Source organism: Bradyrhizobium sp. CCGB20, assembly GCF_024199855.1.
Taxonomy (GTDB): domain Bacteria; phylum Pseudomonadota; class Alphaproteobacteria; order Rhizobiales; family Xanthobacteraceae; genus Bradyrhizobium.
In genome coordinates, this window is the sequence record NZ_JANADN010000001.1 from 7,428,147 (window position 1) to 7,441,365 (window position 13,219).

At 64.6% G+C, this 13,219-nt stretch carries 15 protein-coding genes; 9 read left to right on the forward strand and 6 right to left on the reverse strand.

All coding sequences use genetic code 11. From position 1 onward, the window contains the following. Window positions 1-13 precede the first annotated feature (13 nt). The 3 genes from NLM15_RS34900 to NLM15_RS34910 form a co-directional block, all read right to left on the reverse strand. On the reverse strand, window positions 14-955 hold the full coding sequence (locus NLM15_RS34900; protein ID WP_254122451.1) for a LysM peptidoglycan-binding domain-containing protein: 942 nt from the start codon (window positions 953-955) through the stop codon (window positions 14-16). A gap of 127 nt (window positions 956-1,082) precedes the next feature. Then, entirely contained in the window at window positions 1,083-1,892 is an 810-nt protein-coding gene (locus tag NLM15_RS34905) for an outer membrane protein (protein ID WP_254122452.1), read from the reverse strand. Between the two features lie 225 nt (window positions 1,893-2,117). Next, window positions 2,118-2,582 (reverse strand): MarR family transcriptional regulator, encoded by a 465-nt coding sequence (locus NLM15_RS34910; RefSeq protein ID WP_254122453.1) that lies wholly within the window; start codon window positions 2,580-2,582, stop codon window positions 2,118-2,120. 117 nt (window positions 2,583-2,699) lie between these two features. Here NLM15_RS34910 and NLM15_RS34915 point away from each other — a divergent pair, with 117 nt between their 5' ends. Further along, on the forward strand, window positions 2,700-3,908 hold the full coding sequence (locus NLM15_RS34915; protein ID WP_254122454.1) for an ABC transporter substrate-binding protein: 1,209 nt from the start codon (window positions 2,700-2,702) through the stop codon (window positions 3,906-3,908). Window positions 3,909-3,924: 16 nt separating this feature from the next. Next, window positions 3,925-5,103, forward strand: a complete 1,179-nt coding sequence (locus NLM15_RS34920) for a cytochrome P450 (RefSeq protein ID WP_254122455.1) — start codon at window positions 3,925-3,927, stop codon at window positions 5,101-5,103. Window positions 5,104-5,130: 27 nt separating this feature from the next. Here the strand turns inward: NLM15_RS34920 and NLM15_RS34925 are convergent, their stop codons facing one another. Continuing rightward, window positions 5,131-5,757, reverse strand: a complete 627-nt coding sequence (locus NLM15_RS34925) for an ABATE domain-containing protein (protein ID WP_254122456.1) — start codon at window positions 5,755-5,757, stop codon at window positions 5,131-5,133. A 124-nt stretch (window positions 5,758-5,881) separates the two neighbouring features. Here NLM15_RS34925 and NLM15_RS34930 point away from each other — a divergent pair, with 124 nt between their 5' ends. From NLM15_RS34930 to NLM15_RS34945, 4 genes are read left to right on the forward strand one after another with little or no spacing between them, the layout of a single operon-like run. Continuing rightward, window positions 5,882-6,577 (forward strand): alpha/beta fold hydrolase, encoded by a 696-nt coding sequence (locus NLM15_RS34930; protein WP_254122457.1) that lies wholly within the window; start codon window positions 5,882-5,884, stop codon window positions 6,575-6,577. A gap of 33 nt (window positions 6,578-6,610) precedes the next feature. Continuing rightward, window positions 6,611-7,471, forward strand: coding sequence for an alpha/beta fold hydrolase (locus tag NLM15_RS34935; protein WP_254122458.1), 861 nt, complete (start codon window positions 6,611-6,613; stop codon window positions 7,469-7,471). 14 nt (window positions 7,472-7,485) lie between these two features. Continuing rightward, the gene (locus NLM15_RS34940) at window positions 7,486-8,256 is read left to right on the forward strand and encodes an SDR family oxidoreductase (RefSeq protein WP_254122459.1); all 771 of its coding nucleotides are present in this window, start codon (window positions 7,486-7,488) and stop codon (window positions 8,254-8,256) included. A gap of 43 nt (window positions 8,257-8,299) precedes the next feature. Next, window positions 8,300-8,860 carry a TMEM175 family protein gene (locus NLM15_RS34945; protein WP_254122460.1) on the forward strand — a complete coding sequence of 187 codons (561 nt, stop codon included), beginning with the start codon at window positions 8,300-8,302 and terminating at the stop codon, window positions 8,858-8,860. A 67-nt stretch (window positions 8,861-8,927) separates the two neighbouring features. Here NLM15_RS34945 and NLM15_RS34950 read toward each other — a convergent pair whose 3' ends face one another. Beyond that, window positions 8,928-9,647 (reverse strand): hypothetical protein, encoded by a 720-nt coding sequence (locus NLM15_RS34950; RefSeq protein WP_254122461.1) that lies wholly within the window; start codon window positions 9,645-9,647, stop codon window positions 8,928-8,930. Between the two features lie 285 nt (window positions 9,648-9,932). Between NLM15_RS34950 and NLM15_RS34955 the strand changes: the two genes are divergently transcribed. Both NLM15_RS34955 and NLM15_RS34960 read left to right on the forward strand, forming a co-directional pair. Continuing rightward, entirely contained in the window at window positions 9,933-10,856 is a 924-nt protein-coding gene (locus NLM15_RS34955; protein WP_254122462.1) for an ABC transporter ATP-binding protein, read from the forward strand. Beyond that, on the forward strand, window positions 10,853-11,614 hold the full coding sequence (locus NLM15_RS34960; RefSeq protein ID WP_254122463.1) for an ABC transporter permease: 762 nt from the start codon (window positions 10,853-10,855) through the stop codon (window positions 11,612-11,614). The genes NLM15_RS34955 and NLM15_RS34960 overlap by 4 nt, the downstream gene beginning before the upstream one ends. A gap of 111 nt (window positions 11,615-11,725) precedes the next feature. On the opposite strand, the gene NLM15_RS34965 is transcribed toward NLM15_RS34960, so the two are convergent. Then, window positions 11,726-12,049 (reverse strand): hypothetical protein, encoded by a 324-nt coding sequence (locus tag NLM15_RS34965; RefSeq protein WP_254122464.1) that lies wholly within the window; start codon window positions 12,047-12,049, stop codon window positions 11,726-11,728. A 327-nt stretch (window positions 12,050-12,376) separates the two neighbouring features. On the opposite strand from NLM15_RS34965, the gene NLM15_RS34970 reads away from it, so the two are divergent. Continuing rightward, window positions 12,377-13,162: a L,D-transpeptidase gene (locus NLM15_RS34970; protein ID WP_254122465.1), complete on the forward strand. Its 786-nt coding sequence runs from the start codon at window positions 12,377-12,379 to the stop codon at window positions 13,160-13,162. Window positions 13,163-13,219: the final 57 nt, after the last annotated feature.

A 13,219-nucleotide genomic window follows, 5' to 3' on the forward strand; every position in this document is an offset into this window, starting at 1 on the left:
ACCGGTCCCGGACCTACCGCCGGCTCGGCGTTGTCGGCGTCGCCATCGCGGCCGTCGGCTCCGGCGGCGTCAGATGGCGCGGGACGATGATGGACTGTCCGGGTGTGAGGGGCGCGTTCTCCGCCAGCGAGTTGCTCTGCGCGAGCGTCCACAACGGCACGCGGCGGGCTGCAGCGATGCTCGCCATGGTGTCGCCCGCGCGCACCGGTACCCGCACGCCGCTGTCCCACAATTCCACCAGCGTATCCGCCGGCACGAGATAGCGCAGCGGCACGGCATCAGCCTGGCCCTGCGCGGGGATACGCGGCAGCTGCGCCACCATCTCGACGATCTGGCGATGAATGTCGTCCGACTTCTCGATGTTGATGTGGCTGACCCGCGAATTCTCCTTGAGGTCGTAGCTCGCATAATGGCCGCGATAGCCGGGCACGGCCACGACGTCGCCGCCGCCGAGCACGCTGTCGGACAGGAAGATGTTGATGAAGCGCTCGACATTGAGCGGCACGTCGCCGGTCGCATGCGCGGGGTCGATGGCGATGACGAGGCTGATCGGAATGTTCTCCTTGGCCGCCATCTCGGAGATCACGATCGAGCACAGCCCGCCCATGGAATGGCCGATCAGCACGATCGGCGCCGGCGCCTCCTTGTAACTGGAGATGACGCGGCCGCCGATGAACCGGCACAGGGTGAACTCATAGACGTCGGCCGCGAAGCCGGCCTGCGTCAGCTTCTCGCCGAGCCGGTCCATGCCGGTCGAGAAGATCGGCCCCATGGCGCCCCGGAACAGGTAGACCTTCGGCGGCGGCAACGGCTCCACGGGCGCAGCAGGAGGCGGCGGCGCGGCGGTCGCGACCGCAGGGCGCTTGGACTTGGCCGGAGAGGCAACAGCCGTACCGGTGCCGAGGGCAAGCAGCGCGACCGCTGCGAGCACGACTAGCCGCCTCAAATCCATCATCAATCCAGCCGTCCCACACGCGAGGCAAGGGCCTCTCCCAAACCGGCTTAGTGACGACCGATTTGGCGGATTTTGGGGCGCCGAGGGCCGTCCGGACCGCACCAGGCGGCCGGACTCCTATGGGACTTCAGTATTTTGCGACGACGGGCGTGCCCCAGTCGAACTTGTAGTTCAGACCTGCCTTCACGATGTTGCCGCGGGTCGAGAAATTGTAGGTCGCGAAATCGACCCCAACGGGATTGGTCTGCGGGCCGGTGATCGTGCGGCTGCCGAGATCGTAATAGAGGTACTCGCCTTTCACGCTCCAGTTGCGGGCGAAGGCCCATTCCGCGCCGGCACCGACCGTCCATCCGAAACGCAGGTCCGAGGCGCTTGCGGTGAACTGGCGCCCGAGCCCCGGCACAGCGAAGAATTCGTTGATGTTAGCTGTGTCCTTGACGTTGGCATAGGCGAGACCGCCGGTCACGAACAGCAGCAACCGCTGCGACACGATTCCACCGAGACGGCCGCGCACGGTCCCGAAGAAATCAATCTTCTCGCTCGCGCTGGTTCGAACAAGGGGACCGATTGCCGGCAGATCGACATTGCGGGAGTCGTTGATGTCGGCGAAATCGAAGTCTGCCTCGATGCCGACCAAGCCGCGACCAAACTGGTAATTCCAGCCAACCTGTCCGCCGACGAGATAGCCTTCCGGCCGCAATCCACCGACGGCAAAGGGGACGGCGCCAGGCTGCGAGATCGTGATCAGAGGGGAGCCGGAAACGGCGACGTCGCTGGAATTATTCCAGGCATAGCCGCCGTTCACACCGATGTAGAAGCCGCTCCAATTGTAGCCGGGATCGACAACTGCGGGACGTGCCTTGTAGGCAAGATCGGCGGCCGAAGCAGCCACCGGTCCGAGAGCGAGGAACAGGGTGGCCGCGATGATCTTCTTCATGTTCATTTCCAATCCATCGCGTCCGACGGACGGACGCGCGATTCTAAAATTCTGCAGAATTGGCGATATCCTAGGCGGCCAGGCCGCATCTGGCTGTCACCTGAAAGACACAACCTTGGCGTGAGGGCTGGGACAATTCCGACGATACTGAGCGCGTCGCGACGCTCACAGCCTGCCCTTGAGCCGGCTGCGATGCGCGGTCTGTAGCAACACCGCAGCCTTGCCCTAGAGCGGCAGGATCCGGTTCAACAGATCGAGCAGGGTGCGCTGCTCGGCCTCGCTGAGCGGGACGAGCATCTTCTTGTTGTACGGCTCCGTCAGCCTTGCCGCCTCCTGAATGAGCTTTGCGCCCTTTGGCGTGAGCACGAGCTCGACGGCCCGGCGATCCGCCTTCGAGCGGTTGCGCTTGATGAAGCCCGACGATTCCAGCTCGTTCAGGATCTTGATCAGGTTGGGCAGGCGCAACCGCAGCAGGCTTGCAAGGCTGCTCGGCGGAACGCCGGGATTGTCGCGGATGACGGCGAAGATCGCATAGGTCGCGGGCGTCACGCCCAATGCGGCGAACTCTTCGTAAAAGCCCTCGAAGAATTTCAGCTGCGCCAGCCGCAGCATGAAGCCTGGCGTGCGCTGGAGCGCCTGCAAATTCAACGATTTCTCCGGCGGCTGGCCGGGCTTCCCTGCGGGTCTCACGAGCTCATGTTCCTCGAACCTCGGCGGCCAGACATCCGCCGAATTGACTCTCCCGAAAATAGATATAAAATATAACTATTATTTAGCGGCACCAAGACCGCCCACGGGAGGGAGACAATGAACAGCAAATTCCTGCATAAATTGTGCATTTCGGCCCTGATGCTGGCCGCAGCGCCGGCATTCGCCCAGGATGCGGTGAAGATCGGCATCCTGAACGACCAGTCGGGCCCGTTCGCCAGCTATCAAGGCATCGGCTCGGTCGTCGCGGCAAAAATGGCGGTCGAAGACTATGGCGGAAAGGCCGCGGGCAAGCCCGTCGAGGTCGTCGCGGCGGATCACCAGAACAAGACGGACATCGGGATCGGCATCGCGCGGCGCTGGTACGAGAACGACGGCGTCGACGCGATCTTCGACATTCCGAACTCGTCGATCGCGCTTGCCGTGGCCGGCATGAGCGCCGAGAAGAACAAGGCCTTCGTCGGATCGGGCGCCGGCACGGTGCTGCTGACCGGCGAGAAGTGCACGCCGAACACCGTGCACTGGACCTACGACACCTATGCCTACGGTCGCGGCCTCGGCAAGGCGATCGTGCAGCAGGGCGGCAAGAAGTGGTTCTTCATCACAGCCGACTACGCCTTCGGACACGATCTGGAGAAGCAGGCCGCGGAGGCCGTGAAGGCATCCGGCGGCGAGGTGCTCGGCAGCGTGCGGCATCCGCTGGGAACGGCCGACTACGCCTCTTTCCTGCTTCAGGCGCAGGCTTCGGGCGCCAACGTCGTCGGCTTCGCCAATGCCGGCGACGACACCATCACCTCGATGAAGCAGGCCGCCGAGTTCGGGCTGACCAAGGACCACAAGCTGGTCGGATTGATCCTGGGAATGAACGGCCTGCCCGCGCTCGGACTGAAATTTGCGCAGGGCGCGCAGATCATGAACCCGTTCTATTGGGATCTGAACGACGGCACGCGCGCTTTCGCCAAACGTTTCGCCGAGCGCATTCCGTCGAAGGCTTATCCGAACGACATGCAGGCCGGCGTCTATGCCTCGGTCATTCACTATCTCAAGGCGGTCGACAAGGTCGGCGGCGCCAAGGACGGCAAGGCCGTCGTCGCCGCGATGAAGGAGATGCCCACCGACGATGCGCTGTTCGGCAAGGGCTATATCCGCAAGGACGGACGCAAGATCCATCCGCTCTACCTGCTCCAGGTCAAGGCCCCCGAGGAATCGAATTCGGCCTGGGATCTGCTGAAGGTCGTCGCCACGATCAAGGGCGAGGACGCGTTCCGCTCCGAGAGCGAAGGCCACTGCCCGCTGACCAAGCAATAGCGGCCGGGAGCTGACCATGAGCGGCATTGCATCCAGTCAGGTCGACCCGTTTGCGCCTGACTTCCTGATCGACCCCTATCCCGCCTATCAGGCGCTACGGGCGCTCGGGCCCGCATTCGCGCTGGAGCGCTACGGCGTGTGGGCGATGGCGGGCTATGCCGAGGTCGAGCCGGCGCTGAAGGACTGGAAGACCTTCATCAGTGGCGAAGGCGTCGGGCTGCACGGGATGAACCCGGCGCTTCCGAAGCCGCTGACGCTGCAGATCGATCCTCCCGATCACGACAAGGGCCGGCGGGTTCTCGGCCGTACGCTGTCTCCGGGCGTCGCAAGGAAGCTGCGCGAGACGTTTCAGCAAGAGGCGGAGAGGAAGGTCACCGAGCTGATCGACAAAGGCACGTTCGATGCCGTGACCGATCTTGCGGAAGCCTATCCGATGAAGGTGTTTCCGGATGCGATCGGCATCCGGCCGGACGGGCGCGAGAAGCTGCTGGCCTGGAGCACGTTCGTGTTCGACAGTTTTGGTCCGGAGAACGAGATGCTTGCGGCTTCGCGGCAGGAAGGTCTCGCGGCGCAAAGCTGGATCATGGAATGTTGCGCCCGCGACGCGTTACGGCCTGACAGCCTCGGCATGATGATCTACCAGGCGGCCGACGACGGCGAGATCAGCGAGCACGAAGCAACGCATCTGGTGCGGCCGTTCCTCACCGCGGGGATCGACACCACCGTCAATGGCATCGGCAACACGCTGCTGGCGCTCGCCACGCACCCGGATGAATACCGCAAGCTGCACCATAAGCCGGAGCTGGCGCGCAACGCTTTCGAGGAAGGCCTGCGCTACGATTCCCCGGTGCAGACGTTCTTTCGCACCACCTCGCGCGACGTCGAGATCGGCGGCGGCGTGATCCCCGCGCACCGCAAGGTGCTGCTGTTCATGGCCTCCGCCAACCGCGATCCGGCGCGGTGGGACGGACCCGATCGCTTCGACGTCGAGCGGCTCGCGACCGGCCATGTCGGCTTCGGCGCCGGCATTCACGCCTGCGTCGGCCAGATGATCGCGCGTCTGGAAGGCGAATTGATCTTCGGCGAGCTCGCAAGGCGCGTGAAGACCATCGAGCTCACGGCAGAGCCGAAACGCAGGCTCAACAATTCCCTGCGCGGGCTGGAGAGCATGCCGGTTCGTGTCACCGCCGCCTGACGGCATCGCATGTGACGTTGCGGTCGGTCAGTTCCGGTGCTTGAGCCGGTCGCGGTGCGCGGCCTGCTTGGCGCGGTTGCCGCAGATCGCCATGCTGCACCATCGCCGCGCACGCCTGCGGGTGTGGTCCACGAACACCATCGTGCAGCTATGGCCCTCGCACGCCTTCACGTTCGAGAAGTCTTCCTCGCAGACGAATTTCGCCATCGCTTCGCCGACCGGCAGCAGCAGTGATTCCGGCGATCGCCAGCGCCGCGTCGTGCGCAGCGCGAGGCCATGATTGTCATCGTGATGCCGGGCTTCGATCCGGCCGAAAGCTTCGTCGCGTGCCAGGAGGCTGTTGAGCGGATCGAGCTCGCCTAGCGCATCCGCGCCGAGTGGCCGGCCGGCATGCCTGCGGACGAACGTCCTGAACCACTCGCGCAAGGCCCTCGCCTGTTCGGCGACAGCGTCCAGCTCGCCCGGCTTTGCGCGCGTCCTCAGCATCTCCAGTTCTTCCGCGGGGACGAGCCTGGCCTGCGTCAGCCAGTCGACCAGGCCATCGCCGTCGTTGATCCAGTCGACGGGCACATCAACCGGCGTCGCGATCGAGTTCAGGAAATCGAGACCGAGCGAGTCGGCGATGAACATGGCGGGCGGTCTGTTGTTTGACATGCGTCGCCTCTCTGCCGGGCGGGAATATCCGCTATGTAACCTGTTAAATGCCTATTGACAAGTTACGCATCGGGCTAATAACCTCAACTTAGTAGTTTAACAGGTTACTATCCAGGAGGCGAAGATGGCCAAGGCGGAGATGACTGTGATCCTGGCCCATGGCGCATGGGCCGATGGATCGAGCTGGGCGCGCGTCATCACGGCGCTCAAGGCCGAGGGCATCAAGGCGCAAGCGGCTCCGCTGCCGCTGACCTCGCTTGCGGACGATGTCGCCGCCCTCAACCGGAGCCTGGACCGCACCGAAGGCCCGGTGGTGCTGGCGGGACATGCCTATGCCGGCGCGGTGATCGCATTGGCGCGCCCCGCACACGTGAAGGCGCTGGTGTATGTCGCAGCGCTGGCACCTGACGAAGGCGAGAAGGTCGCGGACGTGTTCTATCGTCTCGCCCCGCATCCGCGGGCGCCGAAGCTTGCGCCTGACGACAACGGCCTGATCTGGCTGCCTGAAGACGCCTTCGCGACCGCCTTCGCACAAAACGCATCCGCGGAAGATCACACCGTGCTCGCCGCCGTGCAGCGGCCGATCTCGGTCGACTGCATCACGGTCCCTGCCGGGCGTCCGCTCTGGAAGGACGTGCCGAGCTGGTACCTGCTCGCGGAGCAGGACCGCATGATCGTGCCGGAGACACAGCGCTTCATGGCCGAGCGCATGAAGGCGCAGATCCGTACCCACGCCGTCGATCACACGCCGAGCCTTACGGCGCCCGCTTTGGTCGCCGAGATCATCCGCGACGCGGTTCGTTCCGTGCGCGGCAACTAGCGCTTCATCCCCCATCGAAAAACGGAGAACGACATGACCACCACCCGATATCGCACGGCAGACGTCGACGGCTTCAAAATTTTCTATCGCGAGGCCGGACCTTCGGGCGCGACGAAGCTGCTGCTGCTGCACGGCTTCCCGAGCGCCGGTCACATGTTCCGCGACCTGATCCCGTTGCTCGCGGACAAGTACCACATCGTCGCGCCCGACCTTCCCGGCTTCGGTCAGTCCGACATGCCGCCGCGCAAGGACTTCATCTACAATTTCGACAACATCGCGCATGTGATCGAGCGCTTCACCGAAGTGATCGGCTTCGACCGGTTCGCAATCTACGTGTTCGATTATGGCGCGCCGACGGGATTTCGGCTGGCGCTCAGCCATCCCGAACGGATCACGGCCATCATCTCGCAGAACGGCAACGCCTATGAGGACGGCCTCAGCGATGGCTGGACCCCGATCAAGGCCTATTGGCAGGATCCCTCGCCGGCGAACCGCGACGCGCTACGCGCCTTCCTCACGCCGGAGACGACGCGCTGGCAATACACGCACGGCGTTCCAGATCCGGCCATGGTGTCGCCGGACGGCCAGAACCTCGACAATTTCTACCTGGCGCGTCCGGGCTCGGACGACGTGCAGCTCGACCTGTTTGGCGACTACAAGAGCAACGTTGCGCTCTATCCGCTATTCCAGAGCTACTTCCGCACGCGCAAGCCGCCGTTCCTGGCGGTGTGGGGCAAGAACGACCCGTTCTTCATCCCGCCCGGCGCCGAAGCCTTCAAGCGCGACAATCCCAACGCCGAGGTGCAGTTCTTCGACACCGGCCACTTCGCGCTGGAAACGCATGCGCGCGAGATCGCGGACAGCATCCGCGATTTCCTCGGCCGGCTGCGCTAACGCGAGGATTTCATATGTCGCCATCCGTCGCCATCGTGACAGGCGCAAGCTCGGGGATCGGCCGGGCCACCGCAATACGGCTCGCGGAGGACTTCGGCGCGGTCGTCGTCACTGCACGCAGCGCGGACCAGCTGGAAGCAGCCGGACGCGAGATCAAGGCGGCCGGCGCCGAGCCGCTACAGCTCGATCTCGACCTGGCGGCTCCGGCTTCGGCCGACACGCTCGTGAGCCGGACGCTGGATCGCTTTGGCCGCATCGATGCCCTCGTCAATGTCGCCGGCGCTGTTCCCGGGCTCGATGTGTTTGAGATGACCGATGCGCAGTGGGACGCCGGCATGGCGCTGAAATTCCACGGCGCGCGGCGTTTGACGATCCGTTCCTGGGACGCGCTCAGGCAAGCCGGAGGACGTGTCGTGTTCATGTCCGGCAATGCGGCGGTGATTCCGAAGCCGGGAGCCGCGGCCGTCGGCGCCATCAATGCCGCAATCGAAGCCATGGCGAAGGCGTTCGCGGAACGCGGCATCGCCGACGGGGTTCAGGTCAACAGCGTCTCGCCCGGCGCGATCATGACCGGCCGCCGCCTGTCCATGATCGAGAAGGCTGCGGCGTCCCGCAACATCTCGCTCGACGAAGCAAAACGACAGGCGCTCAATCAAGCCGGCATCGTCAGGTTCGGCGAAGCCCGGGAAATCGCCGAGCTCATCGCATTCGCGGTCTCGCCGCGGGCGCGCTGGATGACCGGCACGGTGCTGCGCATGGACGGCGGTGAGGTGAAATCAACGTGATGGAGCAGCCGACATGGCACATGCGAGACGGACTCCGGAACGATTGAGCGCATTCTCGGACGGCGTGTTCGCCGTCCTGATCACGGTGCTGGTGCTCGAGCTTCGCCCGCCCGAAAGCCCGACCTTCGCGGCGCTGCTGGCGTTGTGGCCGACCTGGCTCTCCTATGCCGTCAGCTACGTTTTCATCGCGATCGTCTGGGCCAATCACCATCATCTGATGCGCTATGCGAGCGAAACGACGCCGCGGCTGATGTGGTTCAATTTTGCCCATCTGTTCTCGGTGTCGCTGCTGCCGCTCTCCACCGCCTGGATGGCGGTGAGCGAGCTCGCGGCGCAGCCGGTCGCTTTCTACGCCGCAGTGTTCTTCCTGGTGAACGCGACCTATGTCGCGCTGCTCTGGGACCTCGTCGGGCGTGCGCCGGCGGGCGAGGTCCAGCCACGGGAGCGCAGGATCATGCGCACCCGCTCGATCGTCACGCTCGCGACCTTCGCGATCGCAGCCGGCGTGGCTTTGAGATTCCCCGTGGCCGGACTTGCAATGTGCTGCTGCTGCCTGATCGTCTATCTGAAGCCGGAAGTGCCGGATGGCGAGGACGAGGCATAAAGCAATGCCGCCGTCGACCTGCAGGTCGACGGCGGCACAGACGAGATCTCAAGCTAACGTGCCGACTTCAGTTCCGTGCCGGCGCCGTTGCGGCCGCCGAGCGCGCCTGGCGCGGCGCGCGGGGTTCGGCAACCGGAGCAGCCGGGGCGCGCGAGCGCATGATTGCGGCGTCGATCTCGGCGATGACCCGGCGCTGGATCGCCTCGTTCTTGTCGATCGAGATGTGGCCGACACCGGTGCCGCGGACGTCGACATTGTCGAGCTTGCCGCGCAGGCCAGCCGCGGCCCGCACCGGCTCGCCGGGACCGTCGCCGATATAGATGTTGATGTAGCGCTCGGCGCCGGTCGACAGCCTAGTCTTGAACACGGAATCGAGGCCGATCGCGAGCTTCACGGGCACGCCGAGCTGGTTGAGCTTGGCGATCATGTCCGGCAGCGCGGTCGCGCCCGAGGAGTGGCCGACCAGGACGATGGTCTTGATGCGGCCGGCCTTGTAGGCGGTCGCGGCTTCATCGGCGAGCGAGGACCAGGACACGAAGTTGGCGACGGTCACCGGGATGCCCTGGGCCTGGAGCCGGGAGCCGATCGTGTCGAGCCCGAGCGAGAAGATGTTGAGCACGCCGCGGAGCAGGTAGACATGCGTGGTCTGGGCGGCAGCCTGGCTCGGGGCCGCCCTGGCGGTGGTCGGGTTGATGGCAACAGCTGACAGCAGGAGCAGGCAGATCGCCCACACGCGGATGGCGGACAACTGGCTGGCGCCGGCGGTGTGACGGCCGTTCGGTCTCATCGGTCTTTTCCCTGGGGACAATACGCTTTGCGATCGGCCGGAATCGTAGCCACGCCCTGCTCGCAGACGCAACAAAGAGGCGCGTGAGTGGCAATCTTAGCCACAGCCCGTGACCATCGCGCAACACTTGCCTGAAACCGGCCACCGAAGCGCCTGTTTTGAGACCATTTTTCTCCGGGCAATTGCGGCCGGGCAAGAGCATTCCTATTTCAGGGCTCCGCTGACCTCCTCCCGGGACGGTTCCAGCCCCCTCCCCAGCCTTTGCCCCTCAGACTTGCGGCCATCATGTCCTCCATCATTTCCGTCGCCAATTTGTCGAAGACCTATGGGTCCGGCTTCAAGGCGCTCAAAAACGTCAATCTCGACATCAAGCGCGGCGAGATCTTTGCGCTGCTCGGACCGAACGGGGCGGGCAAGACCACGCTGATCTCGATCATCTGCGGCATCGCCAATCCCAGCGAAGGCAAGGTCCTCGTCGGCGGCGAGGACATCCAGACCTCCTACCGCAAGGCGCGCTCGCTGATCGGCCTCGTGCCGCAGGAATTGCACACCGACGCGTTCGAGAGCGTGTGGGCCACGGTGAGCTTCTCGCGCGGCCTGTTCGGCAAGCCGAAGAACCCCGTCCACATCGAGAAGGTGCTGAAGGACCTCTCGCTCTGGGACAAGAAGGACAACAAGATCATCACGCTTTCCGGCGGCATGAAGCGCCGCGTGATGATTGCCAAGGCGCTGTCGCACGAGCCGCAGATCCTGTTCCTGGACGAGCCGACCGCCGGGGTCGACGTCGAGCTGCGCAAGGGCATGTGGGAGGTGGTGCGCACCCTCCAGCAATCCGGCGTCACCATCATCCTGACCACGCATTACATCGAGGAAGCCGAGGAGATGGCCGACCGCATCGGCGTCATCAACAAGGGCGAGATCGTGCTGGTCGAGGACAAGGCGACCTTGATGGAGAAGCTCGGCAAGAAGCGGTTGACGCTGCATCTGCAGGGCAAGGTCACGACGCTGCCGGACAGCCTCAGCCATTACGAGCTCGACCTCTGCGACGGCGGCGCGACGCTCGTCTACGACTACGACACCAAGGGCGAGCGCACCGGCATCACCAGCCTGCTCAGCGACCTGCGCAACGCCGGCATCCGCTTCAACGATCTCGACACGACGCAGTCGTCGCTCGAGGACATCTTCGTCGACCTCGTGAGGACGTCATGAATCACCGCGCCATCCGCGCCATCTATCTTTTCGAAATGGCGCGCACCTGGCGCACGGTGCTGCAAAGCATCGTCTCGCCCGTCGTCTCGACATCGCTCTATTTCGTGGTGTTCGGCGCTGCGATCGGCTCGCGCATCAGCGAGGTCGAGGGCGTCAGCTACGGCACCTTCATCGTGCCGGGGCTGATCATGCTCTCGGTGCTGACCCAGAGCATCGCCAACGCTTCGTTCGGCATCTACTTCCCCAAATTCACCGGCACGATCTACGAGATCCTGTCGGCGCCGATCTCCTATTTCGAGATCGTGCTCGGCTATGTCGGCGCCGCCGCGACCAAGTCGATCATCCTCGGCCTGATCATTCTCGCCACCGCCGGCCTGTTCGTGCCGCTGCACATCCATCATCCGGTCTGGATGCTGGCCTTCCTGGTGCTGACGGCGGTGACGTTCAGCCTGTTCGGCTTCATCATCGGCATCTGGGCCGACGGCTTCGAAAAGCTCCAGATGATCCCGATGCTGGTGGTGACGCCGCTGACCTTCCTCGGCGGCAGCTTCTATTCCATCGACATGCTGCCGCCCACCTGGCGCACGGTGGCGCTGCTCAACCCGGTCGTCTATCTGATCTCGGGCTTCCGCTGGAGCTTCTACGAGATTGCGGATGTCAGCGTGTCCGTCAGCATCGGCATGACGACGGCGTTCCTGGTGATCTGCCTCGCCATCATCTGGTGGATTTTCCGGACGGGTTACCGGTTGAAGAACTGATTGTCATTCCGGGGCGTGCGAAGCACGAACCCGGAATCCATTCATCCAGTGGCTCTGCCGCACGATGGATTCCGGGCTCGTGCTTCGCGCGCCCCGGAATGACGACGGTGCTTACCGATAGCAATGGAAGCGGTGGTAGCCGTCATAGTAACCGCGGCAGCGGTAATGGCGATGATGCGGAATGCCGAACACGCCCTCCACCGCCCCCACGGCGCCACCAACACCGGCGCCGACCGCGCCACCAACCACGCCACCCACAGGGCCGGCGATCCGGTTGCCTTCGTAGGAGCCTTCCTGGGCGCCGCGCACGATGCCCTGGGCGTGGCCGGCTTGCGGCAGCGACAACAACGCGAGCAGGATGGCAGCGGCTGCGAACAGCAGACGGATTGGCAGACCAGCCGGCAATTGCGCGGCGGCGATACGGGCTTTGTTCATCTTCGGTCCCAAGGGAATTAAAGGGGGCAAGGCGGCGAAAGCCGCCTGTCGGGGTGGCCACGATCAACGCCCGAAGCGGCCGAATGGTTGCGCCTTTATGACGAATTGTCGGCGTTGTGAACGCTCGGCACGCTCGCGAAAATGTCAGCGCCGCCGCCAGCCACGTGGCACAAAGCGGCCTTGCTTACGCCCGGCATCGCGTTAACGATGGACCGCCAGGCCGCTGGAACGAAAGCCGGATTGCAGACATATTGCACGCCGGGGGACGGAGAGCCGCAGCGCCTGGCGTGAACAGGCCGGAGGCCAAGAACTCAAATGCGTTTCCAGATGCGTTCATTTTTTATCGCTTTCACCTCCCTGATGCTTTTGAGCGCGGGCACCGCGCAGGCCAAGGTCGAGATCACCGTCGACAAGGACAATCAGCAGATGACCGTCGCGGTCGACGGCGTCGCGCGCTATCGCTGGCCGGTGTCGACCGGCATTCCCTCGCGCGAAACGCCGAACGGCGCATTCCGCGCCTTCCGCATGGAAGAGGATCACTACTCCAAGGAATTCGACGACGCGCCGATGCCGCATGCGATCTTCTTCACCAAGGTCGGGCACGCCATCCACGGCACCGACTCGGTCGGCCGGCTCGGCTCGCCCGCGTCGCATGGCTGCGTGCGGCTGTCGCGCCAGAATGCGACGACGCTCTACGCGCTGGTGCAGCAGCAGGGCGTGCTCAACACCACGGTGACGCTGACCGGCTCGGCCCAGGTGGCTCTGGCCCGCAATCCGCGCGGCCGCAACCCCACAGCAGTGGCCCGCGCTCCGCAGCCTGCCGAAGAGCAATACGCCACGTCAGGCGATCCCGTGAATTTGGCGCCGCCGGCGCAGCCCGCCCGCCGCTACATGCCACAGGACGACAACTACATCTATCCGGCCGACGGCAGCGACACCGGCGCGCGCTACCCGGCGCCGCGCCCCTCCACCCGGCCGCTCTATGACGCGCAGGTCTATCAGCAGCAGCAACCGCGCTCCTATTACGACCAGAGCGCTGGCCAGCAGGGCTACTATTATCAGCCGCAGCCCCGGCAGGTTTATCAGCCGCGCGGCTATTACTACCAGAACTGACGCTATTCGAACGCAGCGTTGCCGCGTTCAACGACGAAGGCGCGGCCGCCCGGCTCC

Excerpts from the sequence above, each read along its gene's own strand:
- NLM15_RS34940 (WP_254122459.1), top strand. The coding sequence starts at position 7,486 with ATGTCGCCATCCGTCGCCATCGTGACAGGCGCAAGCTCGGGGATCGGC.
- NLM15_RS34930 (WP_254122457.1), top strand. The coding sequence starts at position 5,882 with ATGGCCAAGGCGGAGATGACTGTGATCCTGGCCCATGGCGCATGGGCC.
- NLM15_RS34900 (WP_254122451.1), bottom strand. The coding sequence starts at position 955 with ATGATGGATTTGAGGCGGCTAGTCGTGCTCGCAGCGGTCGCGCTGCTT.
- NLM15_RS34970 (WP_254122465.1), top strand. The coding sequence starts at position 12,377 with ATGCGTTCATTTTTTATCGCTTTCACCTCCCTGATGCTTTTGAGCGCG.
- NLM15_RS34965 (WP_254122464.1), bottom strand. The coding sequence starts at position 12,049 with ATGAACAAAGCCCGTATCGCCGCCGCGCAATTGCCGGCTGGTCTGCCA.
- NLM15_RS34905 (WP_254122452.1), bottom strand. The coding sequence starts at position 1,892 with ATGAAGAAGATCATCGCGGCCACCCTGTTCCTCGCTCTCGGACCGGTG.
- NLM15_RS34920 (WP_254122455.1), top strand. The coding sequence starts at position 3,925 with ATGAGCGGCATTGCATCCAGTCAGGTCGACCCGTTTGCGCCTGACTTC.
- NLM15_RS34960 (WP_254122463.1), top strand. The coding sequence starts at position 10,853 with ATGAATCACCGCGCCATCCGCGCCATCTATCTTTTCGAAATGGCGCGC.
- NLM15_RS34955 (WP_254122462.1), top strand. The coding sequence starts at position 9,933 with ATGTCCTCCATCATTTCCGTCGCCAATTTGTCGAAGACCTATGGGTCC.
- NLM15_RS34950 (WP_254122461.1), bottom strand. The coding sequence starts at position 9,647 with ATGAGACCGAACGGCCGTCACACCGCCGGCGCCAGCCAGTTGTCCGCC.
- NLM15_RS34915 (WP_254122454.1), top strand. The coding sequence starts at position 2,700 with ATGAACAGCAAATTCCTGCATAAATTGTGCATTTCGGCCCTGATGCTG.
- NLM15_RS34925 (WP_254122456.1), bottom strand. The coding sequence starts at position 5,757 with ATGTCAAACAACAGACCGCCCGCCATGTTCATCGCCGACTCGCTCGGT.
- NLM15_RS34935 (WP_254122458.1), top strand. The coding sequence starts at position 6,611 with ATGACCACCACCCGATATCGCACGGCAGACGTCGACGGCTTCAAAATT.